17 protein-coding genes are annotated in these 16,068 nt (G+C 37.3%); 8 read left to right on the top strand and 9 right to left on the bottom strand.

Features of this window, described 5'->3' with window-relative positions; genetic code table 11:
- Window position 1 precedes the first annotated feature (1 nt).
- Together ABXT71_RS12055 and ABXT71_RS12060 are read right to left on the bottom strand one after the other, a co-directional pair.
- Window positions 2-931, bottom strand: a complete 930-nt coding sequence (locus ABXT71_RS12055; protein ID WP_415371610.1) for a lytic transglycosylase domain-containing protein — start codon at window positions 929-931, stop codon at window positions 2-4.
- Window positions 932-992: 61 nt separating this feature from the next.
- Complete coding sequence (locus ABXT71_RS12060; protein ID WP_415371611.1) at window positions 993-1,655, bottom strand: alpha/beta fold hydrolase; 663 nt, start codon at window positions 1,653-1,655, stop codon at window positions 993-995.
- Window positions 1,656-1,753: 98 nt separating this feature from the next.
- On the opposite strand from ABXT71_RS12060, the gene ABXT71_RS12065 reads away from it, so the two are divergent.
- Window positions 1,754-2,053, top strand: coding sequence for a GNAT family N-acetyltransferase (locus ABXT71_RS12065; protein ID WP_415371612.1), 300 nt, complete (start codon window positions 1,754-1,756; stop codon window positions 2,051-2,053).
- A gap of 6 nt (window positions 2,054-2,059) precedes the next feature.
- Here ABXT71_RS12065 and mtaB read toward each other — a convergent pair whose 3' ends face one another.
- Window positions 2,060-3,409: a tRNA (N(6)-L-threonylcarbamoyladenosine(37)-C(2))-methylthiotransferase MtaB gene (mtaB, locus tag ABXT71_RS12070; RefSeq protein WP_415371613.1), complete on the bottom strand. Its 1,350-nt coding sequence runs from the start codon at window positions 3,407-3,409 to the stop codon at window positions 2,060-2,062.
- An 86-nt stretch (window positions 3,410-3,495) separates the two neighbouring features.
- Here mtaB and ABXT71_RS12075 point away from each other — a divergent pair, with 86 nt between their 5' ends.
- Together ABXT71_RS12075 and ABXT71_RS12080 are read left to right on the top strand one after the other, a co-directional pair.
- On the top strand, window positions 3,496-5,190 hold the full coding sequence (locus tag ABXT71_RS12075; RefSeq protein WP_415371614.1) for an ABC transporter substrate-binding protein: 1,695 nt from the start codon (window positions 3,496-3,498) through the stop codon (window positions 5,188-5,190).
- A 207-nt stretch (window positions 5,191-5,397) separates the two neighbouring features.
- Window positions 5,398-5,598: a hypothetical protein gene (locus tag ABXT71_RS12080; protein WP_415371615.1), complete on the top strand. Its 201-nt coding sequence runs from the start codon at window positions 5,398-5,400 to the stop codon at window positions 5,596-5,598.
- Window positions 5,599-5,710: 112 nt separating this feature from the next.
- On the opposite strand, the gene ABXT71_RS12085 is transcribed toward ABXT71_RS12080, so the two are convergent.
- Together ABXT71_RS12085 and ABXT71_RS12090 are read right to left on the bottom strand one after the other, a co-directional pair.
- On the bottom strand, window positions 5,711-6,886 hold the full coding sequence (locus ABXT71_RS12085; protein ID WP_415371616.1) for a GlmU family protein: 1,176 nt from the start codon (window positions 6,884-6,886) through the stop codon (window positions 5,711-5,713).
- A gap of 342 nt (window positions 6,887-7,228) precedes the next feature.
- Window positions 7,229-7,537: a type B 50S ribosomal protein L31 gene (locus ABXT71_RS12090; RefSeq protein WP_415371617.1), complete on the bottom strand. Its 309-nt coding sequence runs from the start codon at window positions 7,535-7,537 to the stop codon at window positions 7,229-7,231.
- A 594-nt stretch (window positions 7,538-8,131) separates the two neighbouring features.
- Here ABXT71_RS12090 and ABXT71_RS12095 point away from each other — a divergent pair.
- From ABXT71_RS12095 to ABXT71_RS12110, 4 genes are all read left to right on the top strand, one after another.
- Complete coding sequence (locus ABXT71_RS12095; protein WP_415371618.1) at window positions 8,132-8,665, top strand: DUF4199 domain-containing protein; 534 nt, start codon at window positions 8,132-8,134, stop codon at window positions 8,663-8,665.
- Complete coding sequence (locus tag ABXT71_RS12100; protein ID WP_415371619.1) at window positions 8,666-9,607, top strand: glycosyltransferase family 2 protein; 942 nt, start codon at window positions 8,666-8,668, stop codon at window positions 9,605-9,607.
- A 292-nt stretch (window positions 9,608-9,899) separates the two neighbouring features.
- A complete protein-coding gene (locus tag ABXT71_RS12105) occupies window positions 9,900-11,615 on the top strand; it encodes a phospho-sugar mutase (protein WP_415371620.1) in 1,716 nt (571 codons plus the stop codon).
- The gene (locus ABXT71_RS12110) at window positions 11,615-13,441 is read left to right on the top strand and encodes an ABC transporter ATP-binding protein (protein WP_415371621.1); all 1,827 of its coding nucleotides are present in this window, start codon (window positions 11,615-11,617) and stop codon (window positions 13,439-13,441) included. The genes ABXT71_RS12105 and ABXT71_RS12110 overlap by 1 nt, the downstream gene beginning before the upstream one ends.
- Window positions 13,442-13,492: 51 nt before the next feature.
- Here the strand turns inward: ABXT71_RS12110 and ABXT71_RS12115 are convergent, their stop codons facing one another.
- From ABXT71_RS12115 to rpsF, 4 genes are all read right to left on the bottom strand, one after another.
- The gene (locus tag ABXT71_RS12115; RefSeq protein ID WP_415371622.1) at window positions 13,493-13,963 is read right to left on the bottom strand and encodes a DUF6495 family protein; all 471 of its coding nucleotides are present in this window, start codon (window positions 13,961-13,963) and stop codon (window positions 13,493-13,495) included.
- A gap of 65 nt (window positions 13,964-14,028) precedes the next feature.
- Window positions 14,029-14,481, bottom strand: coding sequence for a 50S ribosomal protein L9 (rplI, locus tag ABXT71_RS12120; RefSeq protein ID WP_415371623.1), 453 nt, complete (start codon window positions 14,479-14,481; stop codon window positions 14,029-14,031).
- A gap of 13 nt (window positions 14,482-14,494) precedes the next feature.
- Complete coding sequence (gene rpsR / locus ABXT71_RS12125; protein ID WP_415371624.1) at window positions 14,495-14,791, bottom strand: 30S ribosomal protein S18; 297 nt, start codon at window positions 14,789-14,791, stop codon at window positions 14,495-14,497.
- Window positions 14,792-14,794: 3 nt separating this feature from the next.
- A complete protein-coding gene (gene rpsF / locus ABXT71_RS12130; protein ID WP_415371625.1) occupies window positions 14,795-15,133 on the bottom strand; it encodes a 30S ribosomal protein S6 in 339 nt (112 codons plus the stop codon).
- Between the two features lie 212 nt (window positions 15,134-15,345).
- Here rpsF and ABXT71_RS12135 point away from each other — a divergent pair, with 212 nt between their 5' ends.
- Complete coding sequence (locus ABXT71_RS12135) at window positions 15,346-16,059, top strand: LytR/AlgR family response regulator transcription factor (RefSeq protein ID WP_415371626.1); 714 nt, start codon at window positions 15,346-15,348, stop codon at window positions 16,057-16,059.
- The last annotated feature ends 9 nt before the right edge of the window (window positions 16,060-16,068 follow it).

Below are 16,068 nucleotides of genomic sequence, written 5' to 3' on the forward strand. Positions count from 1 at the left end.
TTTATTTATTTAGTTGATAATATCCTTCTTCTGGAATCTCAATAATATATTCTTTTTTTGATGTATTCTTTAAAAACGTATCTCGCAACCAAGGGTTATGAATTTTTAAAATCTTATAATTAATTCCTTGATCTTTTGACCATTTTGCAAAATCTTCTACGGCATAATTCACAACAACCTTCTTTATAGGGATTTCTTGATACAAGTCTGTCGGTCTTAAGTTAAATCCATATTTTTTAGGATTAGACATGATCTCTTTAAAAGCTAAAATCCTAAACACATAACGGCTCGTTTCGGAGTTAAGGAGTACATCATAGTAATCTTTTACATCTTGACGCTCTAGCTGTCTATTTACACCAGCATTACCAGCGTTATATGCAGCACAAGCTAAGGTCCACGTACCAAAGCGGTCTTTCGACTTATTTAAATACTTAGCCGCCATTTCTGTAGCGAGATCTATATTATAACGCTCGTCTACATAATCATTTACTTCTAGATTGTATTCTTTTGCTGTGCCTTTTAAAAACTGCCAGAATCCTGCGGCTCCAGCTGGAGACCTAACATTATCAAGACTGCTTTCTGCCACCGCTAAATATTTAAAATCATCTGGTAAATTATGCTCTGCCAGTAGCGCCTCAATTCTAGGAAAGTGCTTATTAGCGCGTTTCATTAATATAATCATATTAGACTGCCAATACGTATTCACGTGCAACTCACGATCCATACGTTCCATAATATCTGGGTTTTCTAGCGGCACTGGCTCTCCAGCAAACTCGAGATACGTAGGCATAGGTAATGCGTGCACACCATAATCATTTGCAATTTTCTCTGTAACCGCTGCATCTGTTTTAGGTGATTGTACGGCATATACACTCACAGCAACCGCAAAAAGCAAGAGCGTTACTAACCCTATTTTCGTCATCATTTTCATAGCTTAGTTCTTTTTTTTTAAAGGTATGTATTTACATAGTGCACCTCCAGTAGAAACCGTATTAATTAGTAACAATTTTATTCAGTTCTTCGACAATCCAACCCGCTTTATTCAATATCATAATATGAGTGCCGCCAGGACATAAAATAGCATTTTTTATATGTTTCGACGGAAACACCACATCTTGATCACCATGCAAATGAACAATACCCGGTATAGGTATTTTACGATTAAAATTTACCATATTTGATATGGCCCAATCCATATACACTTTATCCCGAACGTGCAGATATTCATTATACAATTGTAATCGTTTTTTAGACCTTGGACCTATAGCAAATCGTGTTAAATCTTTTGCATTAATAATCAAGCTCGTTGGAGCAAGCCTATATAATCCCGTTCGCTTTAAAAAGCGCAATCTTCTTGGCAACTCACTTCTGCACTTTACGCTAGATATGAGTATTAATTTACGTAGGTCTAAATGCTCACTCATTGCTTGCACCACAACGCCACCAAATGAAACTCCAATTAAAACTGCATCTTTTTCCTTAACCTCTTCTACCAGACGTTTAGTATAGTCTGACATAGACTCCCTTTTCTTCGGAATTTTCCACTCGATAATATGAGTAACGTATACATCCTCAGGTAATTTTATATTTCTAAAGATTTCAACACTTGCGGCGAGGCCGGGAACAAAATAAACGTGAATTTTTCCTGAAATCATAGACGAACTTGCATTGAAATAGTATTACGATGAAGATATTTCGTAAATTTACACAAGCCAAAGCGAAATATTGTTCAATTTAAGAATAAACCCACATTATGATTGAAGATGTTGTAATTTCAGACAATGAATTTTTGCGCCAGTTTGAACTAGAAATAGGAGACAATATGGCTAGAATAGAATACGCACTGCAAGAGCGTAAAATATTTCTAACCAAATATGATATGCCAGAAGACATGGAAGAACAGGGATTTAGAGAAATCTTTATTAGGGCTGTTTTTGCAAATATCAAGGACCGGAACATTAGTATGATGCCTACCGCACCAGAAATTGTGTCATTTATCCGGAAGAATAGAAGGAAGTATAAATCTTTATTACCTATTGGGATTAATATCTAAAACCAATTAACCAAGTACTTTTTCGTTTACAAAATCAAACCTAACAAGGCCATCTTCATCAATGCTTGTCAAGGCCACTTTATGTAATGTATTTACGAGTTCAGGATTCCAGAGTGCTTTTACTTTGACGTAGTTCTGGGTAAACCCGTGGATGTACCCTTCTTTGTTTTCACCTTCAAATAATACGGTCAGGGTCCTACCTAACTGACTTTCATAAAACGCCCGGCGCATTTTTGCCGAAAGTCCTCGAAGCATTTTACTCCTTTTAGCTCTTACCTTTTTAGGAACCACTCCTTCCATTGCGGCGGCAGCCGTGTTTTCTCTTTCAGAATAAGTAAAGACATGTAAATAAGAAATATCTAGCTGAGTTAAAAAATTGTACGTCTCTAAAAATAGTTCGTCCGTCTCTCCTGGAAAACCAGCGATGACATCCACTCCAATACAAGCATCTGGCATCACTTGCTTAATACGAGTCACTCGATCTACATACAACTCGCTCATGTAACGGCGCTTCATCAATTTTAAAAGAGCATTACTCCCACTCTGCAGCGGAATATGAAAATGAGGCACAAAGGTTTTTGATTGCGCTACAAAATCAATGGTTTCATTTTTAAGCAAGTTGGGTTCAATAGAAGAAATACGCAGTCGTTCTATGCCCGCTACTTCATCTAATGCCTGGCATAATTCAAAAAAGGTATGTTCGTGTTTTTTATTCCCGAACTCTCCTTTTCCATAATCCCCGATATTAACTCCGGTTAAAACAATTTCTTTAATTCCTTGTTTTGCTATTTCCGAAGCATTTTTTAATACATTTTCTAGCGCATCACTTCTTGATATTCCACGAGCCAACGGGATGGTGCAATAGGTACATTTGTAATCACAACCATCTTGTACTTTTAAGAAAGCACGGGTACGATCGCCTATAGAGTAGGAGCCTACGTAAAAATCTGCATCTTCAATCTCGCAACTGTGTATTTGTGTTTCTCCCTTACCTCGGTCTGGAGAAGCAAGTAATTCATTGATATAAAAAGGTAGTTTAAATTTTTCTGTCGCACCTAACACCAAGTCAACTCCGTCCACATCTGCAAGTTCTTCGGGCTTCAATTGCGCATAGCAACCTATGGCAGCCACAAAGGCATCTGGATTCACCTTTTGCGCCTGCTTGACAATAGACTTAAAACGCTTATCCGCATTTTCAGTCACAGAACAAGTGTTAATCACGTAGATGTCTGCTTCCTCCTTAAAGTCTACACGCTCATAACCCTCCTTCGTAAAATCACGAGCAATGGTAGAGGTTTCGCTATAGTTTAGCTTGCAACCGAGGGTGTAAAATGCGACTTTGTTTGGGACAGACATTCGTTAAAATTAGAATGGCGAAAGTACGAACTTATCTTCATTTCTGAAATTTTAAACATCCATTACTTCAGCTACTTAAAATAAAAATGAATGTATATTTGTATGCATTTATGAACCTTCCCTTTACTCGATTTTTGTTTAAGACCACGCATCCCGATAGTTATCGTGAGACAACCCATAACTCACTGCTGTATTTTGCACTTGCTCTAGCCTGCATCCTAGCAACAAGCTGCAACAAAAGCGCAGACTCTTCCCGTGATCACGAAGTGTTTCGCTATAACGAGCATAGCAACATAGCCTCCTTAGACCCGGCATTTTCTAGGAATCCGCAAACTATTTGGCCTACAAATCAATTGTTTAACGGGCTGGTTCAGCTAGATGATTCTTTAAACATCATCCCAGACATCGCTAGGTCTTGGGTCATTAATGACAGCACACAGACCTACACGTTTACATTACGTGATGACGTCTACTATCATAAAAACGATGTCTTCGGAAATGCCAAAACCCGAACCGTAGTTGCAGAAGATTTTACGTATAGCTTTGACAGACTGCTGGATGAAAAAGTAGCTTCGCCTGGAAGCTGGGTATTGCAAAACGTAGCCTCATATCAAGCTGAAAACGACAGTACCTTCACTATACAACTTAAAAAACCATTTCCCGCCTTTTTAGGCTTGCTCTCCATGCGTTACTGCTCTGTAGTACCTAAAGAAGCTGTAGCACATTACGGCAACACCTTTAGACGAAACCCCGTTGGCACTGGCCCTTTTCAATATAAAATGTGGGAAGAGAACATTAAACTGGTATTCAGAAAGAATCCGCTGTATTTTGAAAAAGATGAAGTGGGAAATCAGTTGCCATATATGGAAGCCATTGCCATCACCTTCTTACCAGACAAACAAAGTGAATTCTTGCAGTTTATTCAAGGCAACATAGATTTTATGTCTGGTCTAGATAACTCGTATAAAGATGAGATTGTCACCACTACAGGAAAATTACAAGCTAAGTATACAGAAACAGTAAACCTGATCACGGCGCCATATCTCAATACGGAATATCTTGGGTTTTACTTAGATGCAGAATCATCAGAGGTCAACTCAAAGGCATTGCGCCAAGCTGTGAACTATGGTTTTGACAGAGAAAAAATGGTGACCTATCTCCGCAATGGAATGGGTTTCCCGGCCGTCAACGGTTTTATCCCAAAAGGATTACCTGGGTTTGAAGCGATAGAAGGGTTTACTTATAATCCGCAAAAAGCAAAAACACTTATTCAAACCTATAAAGACGAAACCGGTGATACACAACCAGAAATCACCATTGGGACAAATGCGCAGTATCTAGATGTATGTGAGTACATACAACGCGAACTCGAAAAGCTAGGACTCAAAGTAACCATAGATGTGGTGCCGCCGTCTACCTTGCGGCAAATGAAGGCCAGCGGCGAACTCGAAGTCTTTAGAGCCAGCTGGATCGCAGATTATCCAGATGCTGAGAATTACCTGTCTTTATTTTATAGCCCGAATTTCACACCCAATGGCCCTAACTATATGCATTATAAGAATGCGACTTTTGATAGTCTGTATGTAGCAGCTCAGAATATCTCAGACATAAAAATAAGGAAAGACTATTATAGAAAGATGGACAGTTTAATTATTGCAGATGCTCCTATTGTGCCTTTGTATTATGATATGGCAGTGCGATTAGTATCAAAAAAAGTCTCTGGACTAGGCGTCAACCCACAGAATTTTCTGGTTTTGAAGCGGGTGAAGAAGATGAAGTAGTATCTTTATTTAAAATTTCGTTAAATCTCTCTGTGCAAGGCAGTGTGCCTACGATTATCTCTGCGGAAAAACTATAACACAGATTCACCGAGCGATATATGGTTTAAGAAGATCAAGGACTTCACTTAAGATTATTTCTGACGTTCAGATACGTGTTCGTTTTGTAACCTTTCCCCTTTTCTTTCGTAACACTATAATAGTAACTGTATGGGATTTGGCTTAAGTGGTTTAGAAAGAGTTAAATCTGTAAAAGCAAACAGAGCACAATTAAACAACAGGAAAGGCGCACGTTATTTTGAGAGCCCGCAGGATTCTGAAAAAATTTTTTGGGATTTTATAGATCATACTCAAATGTCACCAGAAGAATTTGAAGAATTCAAGACAGCGTTAATTCGAAAAGAAAGGTAGCGAACTCGCGTCTTATTTATCACTTTTTCGATTATCCCAATTGTAATCATCACCTTACTAATCTATTATTTAAAGGACTCTATACGTTGAACTGATTATTAAGAACAAATATCTAGCCCTTTCTCCACTTTGCAGCTTCCTCAAATACATGTTCTAAAATAGCCGCATCATCTGTTGTAAAGTCCACACCTCTTCGTTCCATTACTATTTTTGAAACTTCAAACGCTTTATTTGTTTTGTACGTAGTCATTCCTGCACTACCGCCCCAACTAAAGCTTGGAATAAAATTACGAGGGAATCCGCTCCCAAAGATATTGGCACTCACCCCTACAACCGTTCCGGTATTAAACATGGTATTGATACTACATTTACTATGATCACCCATCATCAAGCCACAAAACTGTAATCCCGTATGTGCAAACCCTTCTGTTTCATAATCCCATAAGCGGACTTCTGCATAGTTGTTTTTCAAATTAGAGTTATTAGTATCTGCACCAAGATTACACCATTCTCCAAGTACGCTATTACCTAGAAAGCCATCGTGCCCTTTACTAGAATACCCCATTAATACGGAGTTGTTTATTTCGCCGCCCACTTTACAGTGAGGTCCAATGGTTGTTGGCCCATATATTTTTGCGCCCATCTTTACAGTGGCATTATCACAAAGTGCAAAAGGGCCACGAATCATAGCGCCTTCCATTATTTCTGAATGCTTGCCAATATAAATAGGTCCACCTTCAGCATTTAGTGAGCATAAAGACAACTTAGCTCCTTCTTCTATAAAAATTTGAGATTCGTTAAACGCAACTGTTTTCTCTGGGATAGGTTGTGAAGTACGACCTTCAGTTAATAGCGCAAAGTCTCTTGCTATAGCGTCGCCGTTTTTAGCAAAAATATCCCAAGTATGTTCTATGCGTAGTACATCATCATAGGTGTATTGCACCACTTCATAGCTATCAAAATCTACTTCCTCTCCTTCCTTAGCAAAAAAAGCAAGAGGCTCATCTTCATAAAATACTGCTTGATTTTCTAAGAGCCCTTCAATCAAGGCAATCATATGTTCAGAAGGAATAAAAGATGCGTTAATCATCACGTTCTCTTCCATCTCGACCATAGGAAATTTGTCTACTAAATAATCTTCGGTGATTGTGGTAGTGGTGGTACCAAGCATATGCTCCCACTTCTCACGAAGCGTCAAAATCCCTACGCGAATATCTGCTACAGGTCTTGTAAACGTAAATGGTAACAACTGGTCGCGCACAGCGCCGTCAAAAAGGATGTAATTCATTTTCAGTAATAAGTTTTAAGCAGTCAGTGGGCTACTTAGTAGCATCCAGTGAGTCTATTTTATTTAGTCTATCAAAAATAGCCAACTAAATTAAGAATACGAATTCATATTTGCACTTTCTACAAAACTCAAAATTTTCTGCTATGTAGCGAAACGTTTAAATTCTCAAGGAATAAAGTAAAATTAGTCCAAGTCAGAAAGGTGCCTGCGTGTCTTCTGAGTTTCAAATACTTCAATGAGTTTCCTATAAACTAGAACAGAAGACAAGGCCAAAACAAAAAGCCCTCGATAAAAATCGAAGGCTTCAATATAATGTAGTCGTGAACATATCACGAGTAAGTCTTACTCTTCAGTTGTAGCTTCTTCAGCTTTAACTTCTTCTACTGGAGCAGCTGCAGCAGGCTTCTTAAACTTCGCATACTTGTTCTTAAACTTGTCAATACGTCCTGCAGTATCAATAAGTTTAGATTTACCTGTATAGAAAGGGTGAGAAGATCTTGAGATTTCCATTTTTACAACAGGATACTCAACGCCATCAACTTCAATTGTTTCTTTTGTATTTGCTGTAGATTTAGTTAAAAAAACATCTTCATTTGACATGTCTTTAAATGCTACTAATCTATAATTTTCTGGATGGATACCTTTTTTCATCGTTTATTCTTTTAAAATAGCATCCCCGACCTTTCGGAAATGCGAGTGCAAATTTAAGTATTATTACTAAAATGACAACACAATACTTTATTTTTTTTAATAAAATTTCAGCAACCCTAATTATGGATGTCAATCTTCTTTTAGCTTCTGCGAAAATAGTAAAGATGGGAGATATTGCGCTATCAAATGACAATTGTTATTTCATTTATTTATCAAGGAAGCGGACAATGCATTTTAGCTTAAATATTTATCAGTTCTTAAAAAACTATGATCATCTTTATTAATTGAGAAACAAACTTCTCATCACACCCAAAAGAAGACTTTAGGCAAAAGCGTAATTCACACTATTTCATAATGAACAAATGCGAGCTAGTTATTAAACCCTTATCATTTCCGAAGTAAAAGTCGCGGTTATTATTTCTTGTAGCGGAAACCTACCACCATAAGTTTAGCAGCGGAATATGACCTCGTGGTGGGCCTTTGTAACTATCTCAAATAGACCTAACAATAGAACAAGCCATAAAAATCCTACTTGTCCCGTAACATTTTACTACATTTGTTTACTAACCTAACGAACAAACTAAACTTATAAAAATGGAAACCGAAAAAGGATCTGTGAAAAAAGTAGCCATGCAATACGGGCTAATTCTAGGACTTGTGTCCGTACTACTATCTGTAATTGTTTACGCACTAGGACAAACTTATGAGCAGCCATGGTGGCAAAGCTTGTTAAGTTTCGTAATAATGCTAAGCTGTATTATCTACGCTTTAAAAGCTTTTAAAGAAAGTAACGGCGGCTTTTTATCGCTTGGAGAAGCCTTAAAAGTAGGGTTGGCTACAGCGCTAATCGCTGGTATTATAGGCGTATTATTTAATATGTTATTTGTTACCGTTATTGAACCAGACTTTGCAGCAAACATTGTCGAAAAGGCGAGTTCTGATATGGTTGAGCAAAATCCAAATATGACAGAAGATCAAATGGAAATGGCAATAAGCATCACAGAAAAAATGGTAAGTCCAGGTGTGATGGCGGCTATGGGGATTATTCTATCTCTCTTCTTTGGCTTTATTATTTCACTCATCTCTGGGTTAATTATGAAAGTTGAGAAACCAGCCCATTTAGAATAAATGAATCTATCTATCGTCATTCCGCTTCTCAACGAGGAAGCATCCTTAAAAGAATTATACCATTGGATTGCAAAGACCTTGCAGTCCAATGGTCTTTTACATGAAGTTATTTTTATAGACGACGGTAGTACAGATAGTTCTTGGGATATTATTACCACTCTAAAAAATGAGCACTCCGCTGTAAAAGGCATTCGGTTTTTAAAGAACTTTGGAAAGTCTCAAGCCTTGCACGCCGGCTTTAAAATGGCAAAAGGTAACGTCGTAATCACAATGGATGCAGACCTTCAGGACAATCCAGAAGAGATCCCTGCACTCTACAAAATGATTATAGAAGAGAAATACGACCTTGTATCAGGATGGAAGAAAAAACGCTTCGATCCCTTAATAGGAAAAAATCTCCCTTCTAAACTCTTTAATTTTGCTGCCCGAAAAACGTCTGGAGTGCAACTCAATGACTTTAATTGTGGTCTCAAGGCTTATCACCATGACGTGATTAAAACTATTGAAGTCACAGGCGAAATGCACCGCTATATTCCAGTACTAGCAAAAAACGCTGGTTTTTCAAACATTGGAGAAAAAGTAGTACAGCATCAAGCCCGCAAATACGGGGAGACTAAATTTGGCGCAGAACGTTTTGTTCGCGGGTTCTTAGACTTAATTACCATTTGGTTTTTGTCAAGTTTTGGCAAACGCCCTATGCACCTCTTTGGTGCCTGGGGAGCAGTTATGCTTTTGATTGGCTTCTGTTTTGCTATGTATCTTGGTATTGACAAGTTGTTTATTAATGAAGCAGGACGCCTCATTACGGAACGTCCGGAATTTTATATTGCGCTTACAGCGATGATACTAGGCACACAGTTATTCTTAGCAGGTTTTATAGGTGAACTTATTCTACGCACGAAGAAGAATGTTGCAGATTATATTATTAGTGAGACGGTGTAGAGAATTCAGCATTATAAATGCAGCATCATGAATTTCTTTTTTAGCATATTCTTGTCAAATAATAACAATGTCATACGGAGCGCAGTCGAAGTACTTATAATAAACAACAAATTAACCCAAGATTATATAGAAGATGATTGATGGCTAGAAACATAGCGATGTTTATTAGTCTTCATCTAGCTCAGACTGAAAGTATTAAAAATTGAAAATTCCTCTTCAAAAAATCACACCTCAGAAATCTTACATCTAAAATTCGAAAATGGTACTTTTGCACCAGAATTAGCAGCTACTTATGACATACATAGATCCAACTACATTAGAAAAAGTAAACACTTGGCTCACCCCTACTTTTGACCAAGAGACCCAAGCAGAAATCAAAGAAATGATCGCACGTGATCCTGATGGATTAGAGGATAGTTTTTACAAATCGATTGCTTTTGGTACTGGCGGTATGCGCGGCGTGATGGGTGTTGGTGATAATCGAATCAATAAATACACCTTGGGTAAAAACACCCAAGGGATTTCAAATTATTTAAAAAAACAATTCCCTTCAGAAACTTTAAAAGTTGCTATTGCTTATGATTGTAGGCATAATAGTAAGGAATTAGCACAAGTAGTGGCAGATGTGTTTTCTGCAAACGGAATACATGTCTATCTTTTTACAGACCTCCGCGCTACTCCAGAGCTTTCATTTGCTGTAAAACACTTAGGTTGTCAATGTGGTATCGTTCTTACTGCTTCTCACAATCCGCCTGAATACAATGGGTATAAAGTGTATTGGCAAGATGGTGGCCAACTAGTCCCACCACAAGACAACGACATTATTAATATTATAAATGCATTGGATTACAGCGAGGTGAACTTCAATGGAAACGCCTCCCTTATTGAGGGTATAGATAAGGAAGTCGATGATGCGTTTGCTGCGGCATCTTTAAAGAATGGTTGCAAAATAAAGGATAACACTTTGCGCGAAAACCTTAAAGTCGTGTTTACCGCGCTCCATGGAACCTCCAGTACAATGATTCCAAGAGTATTAGCAGAAGCTGGATACACCAATGTTTATAGTGTAAAAGAACAATCTACACCAGACGGAGATTTTCCTACAGTAGTTTCTCCCAACCCAGAAGAACCTGAAGCATTGTCTATGGCAATTGCGCTTGCTAATAAAGAACATGCAGATATCGTGATTGGTACAGATCCAGATTGTGATCGTTTGGGGATAGCAGTAAGAGACGCCAATGGCAAAATGAAGATTATAAATGGAAATCAAGCCATGGCGATCAAAACTTATTTCTTGTTAGACCAATTAAAAGAACAAAACGCACTCAACCAAAAGCACTTTGTTGCATCTACTATAGTATCAACTCCAATGGTTGAGAAGATTGCAGCAAAATTTGGTGTCATCTACAAGGAAGGCCTCACAGGTTTTAAGTGGATTGCAAAAATGATAAAAGACTTTCCTGAGTTGTATTTAGTAGGAGGTGGTGAAGAAAGTTTCGGTTATATGGTAGGCGACTTTGTAAGAGACAAAGATGCTGTCACCGCTGCACTACTTGCCTGCGAGATTGCGGCTATAGAAAAAGAGAAAGGAAATACACTTTTAGACTATTTTGACACGATCCAAAAAGAAGTAGGGTTTTATAAGGAACAATTAATTTCCTTAGTAAAAAAAGGAAAGAAAGGCGCAGAAGAGATTGCTACAATTATGAAGCAACTACGCGAGAATCCATTTACAGAAATCAATGGCAGTAAAGTTGTCAAAATAGAAGATTATTTAACGAGTGAAGCTAGAGACACTTTAAATAATAGCGTAAAAACTATAGAGATTCCAAAATCTAATGTACTTATTTATTATACAGAAGACGGAAGTAAAATAGCGGCAAGACCAAGCGGTACAGAGCCTAAGATAAAGTTTTACATCAGCGTGACGACAGAAGAGAAGAAGAATACAACACGCTTATTAGACGATAGGATAGCAGCAATACAAAAGCAATTAAATTTTAATTAGTGGATTATATCAAGAAAATTTGGGCTTATGCGAAACCCTATAAAAAGTATGCCTATGGAAATGTTATAGCCAACGTTTTTTATGCGCTCTTTGGAAGTCTGGCCTTTGTATCGTTAATACCAATGTTAAAGGTATTGTTTGACGATAAAAAAGTAGTTAGCGCTCCGCCAGAATACACCAGTATTTTAGAATTGGGCGACTACCTAGAAGGACATCTCAACTTTTACCTTACCCAGCAGGTGGAGGCGATAGGCGAGATGAAAGTGTTAATGTATATGATTGCGGTTGTGGTCGTGACATTTTTACTCAAAAACTTCTTTGGCTATTTAGCCATGTGGTTCATTACGTTTTTACGCAATGGGGTTCTTAAGGATATTAGAAATGCATTATACCTGAAGACCTTAGATTTACCAATCTCATTTTTCTCAGAAAAAAAGAAAGGCGATACCATCTCAAGAATGACGAGTGATGTGCAAGTAATTCAATCTTCATTTTTATCTATTCTTGAACTAATTGTAAGAGAACCACTTACCATATTATTTGCCATTTTAATTATGCTAACACTGAGCGCAAAACTCACACTCTTTGTCTTCATATTTATTCCAGTATCTGGCTTTATCATTTCTCGAATTGGAAAAACCTTAAAAAAGAAGTCGCATCAAGTACAAGAAGAGCAAGGATTCTTTCTTTCTATTCTTGAGGAAACATTAAGTGGTTTAAAAATTATTAAAGGTTTTAACGCACAGTCTATCTTCACCAATAAGTTTAAAGACTCAACGGGAAGATACTACGAGTACTCAAACAACCTTTTAAACAGACAAAACTTAGCTTCGCCTATTAGTGAAGTGTTAGGGATTGCAGTGATTGGGGTATTGTTATGGTTTGGTGGTAGTATGGTGCTTATTGAAAAAACATTAGATCCCGCTGCATTTATAGCATACATGGGTTTAGCCTATCAAATACTAACTCCGGCCAAAGCAATCAGTAAGGCAAGCTACGGTGTAAAGAAGGGAAATGCTGCTGCAGAACGTGTTTTAGAAATACTTGAAACACCTTCATTGATTGTTGATGCTCCTAATGCTAAACAGAAAGTTGGTTTTCAAAACAAACTTAGTATTGAAAACATGTCTTTCAAATATGAAGATGAATATGTCCTGAAAAATTTCACACTGCACGTGAAAAAAGGAGAAACAGTAGCGCTCGTTGGACAAAGTGGAAGCGGCAAAAGTACCATTGCAAATCTTGTTACACGCTTTTACGACGTTAACGAGGGAAGTATTTCTATTGATGGGGATAACATAATTGACATTACGCAAGCTTCTTTAAGAAGCTTGATGGGGCTTGTGACGCAAGATTCTATCTTGTTTAATGATTCAATTAAAGAGAACATGTTAGTTGGAGACCCTACTGCAACCGATGAAGAAATTCTAGGAGCTTTAAAAATAGCAAATGCGTGGGAGTTTGTAAAAGACTTGCCAGAAACTATCCACACGAACATAGGTGATAGCGGAAATAAATTAAGTGGCGGACAGAAGCAACGTTTAAGCATCGCACGTGCGGTTCTTAAAAACCCTCCTATAATGATTCTCGATGAAGCAACTTCTGCATTAGATACAGAAAGCGAACGCTTGGTGCAAGAAGCACTTGAGAACATGATGAAAAACAGAACTTCTATTGTAATAGCACACCGCCTGTCTACTATACAAAAAGCCGATAACATTGTAGTATTAAGCAAAGGAGAAATTGTAGAACAAGGAAGACACGAAGAGCTATTGGCTAAAAATGGAGTGTATCAAAATTTAGTGGAGATGCAGTCGCTGGCGTAATTATTTTAATAGTACAAGGCACGAAACTCAGTACATTTACAGCCGCAGTGCCTACCCAACAAACCGCTCAAAAAACTGAAATAGACTTCCTTTAGTCATCACGGCTCCTTGCTTAATAATTCCAAAGATATCTTGATTCTTGTCTTTTGAAAAGGCTTTTTCTGAGGTGAAAAATTCTACACTATCATCCATATAGTTTTTCTGCAACCAGGAATAGCCCTGAGGAGTAGTAATATCGATTTCCTCTTTATTTACTTTTAATGAGATAAGACTCATTTGATTTTCTTCTACTTGAAACAAGAACAATTGTTGCGCGCTCATATTTTCAAGATACTGTGCTTTTGAAAGCACTCCTTCCCAAACTAAATCACTAAAGACGTCGAGTTCGTCTTCTGCAACTTCTGGTTTGTTCTTTTTAATATCTGCCCACTCACTTGCTGTGATTGTTTGTGTGGCGAGAAAATTAATAAATTCTGGCTGTAGTTCTTCAAATTGTTCTTTCGTAAGTCTGGAATATTTCATAATTGTATTTTAATAAAAAAGCCTTCCTCGTGAGAGAAAGGCTAGTCTTATATGTATTAGAAAATTTATTTCTTTTCTGCTACAACGTCAAAAGTAAGACTTGCTACAACGTCTCTGTGGAAACGAATGCTAGCATCATATTGTCCTGTTCTCTTAATGTTACCACCAGCAACTGAAATAAACTTTTTCTCGATTTCTACTCCTTCTTTCGCTAATGCTTCTGCAACATCTGCGCTCGTAATAGAACCAAATAATTTATCTCCTTCACCAGTTTTTGCAGTAAGTTTAATCTCAAGACCGTTCAACTTGTCTGCTTGAACTTGAGCACTTTCTACTATTTTCTTCTCTTTATAGGCACGTTGCTTTAACTTTTCTGCAAGAACTTTCTTGGCAGAAACAGTAGCTAATACTGCGTGACCTTGAGGAATCAAGTAATTACGTCCGTATCCATTCTTTACGCTTACAGTATCATCTGTAAAACCAAGATTTTCAACGTCATTTTTTAATATAACTTCCATCTTTATCTTGTTTTTATTTTAATAAATCTGTTACGTAAGGCATTAACGCTAGGTGACGAGATCTCTTTACTGCAACAGCAACTTTACGCTGATACTTAAGAGAAGTTCCTGTCAATCTTCTAGGTAATAACTTTCCTTGTTCGTTTACAAAACGCAATAACCATTCGCCATCTTTGTAGTCTACGTACTTAATACCAGACTTCTTAAAACGACAATATTTCTTTTGCTTTGCTGTCTCTATGTTAAGAGGAGTAAGATACCTGATCTCTCCGTCTTTCTTTCCTTTTGCTTGTTCTTGAATAGATGCCATAACTTATGCTTTTTGTTTATCGCGATTACGTCTTTTTTCTGCCCAAGCAATTGCGTGCTTATCTAACCTTACAGTTAGGTAACGCATCACTCGCTCATCACGTCTATAAGCTACCTCTAGCTCGTTGATCACTTCACCAGGTACGGTGTACTCCATTAAGTGGTAAAACCCACTTTTTTTGTGTTGGATGGCGTAGCTTAATTTTTTAAGCCCCCAATCCTCTTTTGATATCATCTTAGCACCTCCAGAAACAAGAATATCTTCGTATTTCTTCACTGTTTCCTTTATCTGTTCATCAGATAAAACGGGATTTAAGATGAAAACAGTTTCATATTGATTCATATATATAAACCTTTAATATTGGATTAATCTCCTAGCACTTTGCCAAGAGCGTGCAAAAATACTACATTTTATTCAAATATCAAACTGAATAAAACCCTAATTAAATAACACCGATTAAAAGACTAAATGCATTATAAATACGATTAAAACCAAAAAAACTTGCCGTTCATCGATTTTTTTGCTATAATTGCTTTACCTAAATATACAAAATCGTGGATAAACCGCTATTAAAATGTGCAGTTGTAGATGACTCGACCCTACAACGTCTTTCTATCGTAAAATTGATAGAAAATCACCCGTCGCTTCAGCTTGTTGCTGAATACAATAATGCTATCGAAGCAAAAATGGGTCTTGCCACGACAGAGATTGACTTGATCTTTTTAGATATCGAGATGCCTATCCTTTCTGGATTTGACCTTCTAGATGACCTTACTACGAAGCCACAAATTATATTTGTGACCGGAAAGACCAAGTACGCTTTCAAAGCTTTTGATTATGACGCAGTAGATTATTTAAGAAAACCTATTTCAAAAGAGCGTTTTTTAAATGCGGTACATAAAGCATTGACTAACTTTAAGTTGAAAAACGATGATGGCTTTGATGATGAAGATTTCATCTTTGTAAAGAGTAATCTTAAAAAGCGTAAAGTATTCCTTAATGAGCTTAGGTATATCGAGGCCTTAGGAGATTACGTAAAACTAGTAACCGAGCATGACGCGCTGGTCGTTTTATCAACGATGAAAGCTTTTGAAGCATTGTTACCCACAGAGCGTTTTTTACGGATACACAAATCTTATATCGTGAATCTTGACAAAGTAGAACGCTATAATAGCAAAGTAATTGAACTAGACAATGAGCAATTACCTTTAAGTCGTAATAGAAAATCAGAACTTGTAGAAGCCTTGGCTTCATCTATGAGAAACTAATACTTCTCG

Origin of the sequence: Patiriisocius sp. Uisw_047 (genome assembly GCF_047730165.1) — a bacterium.
Lineage (GTDB): Bacteria > Bacteroidota > Bacteroidia > Flavobacteriales > Flavobacteriaceae > Patiriisocius.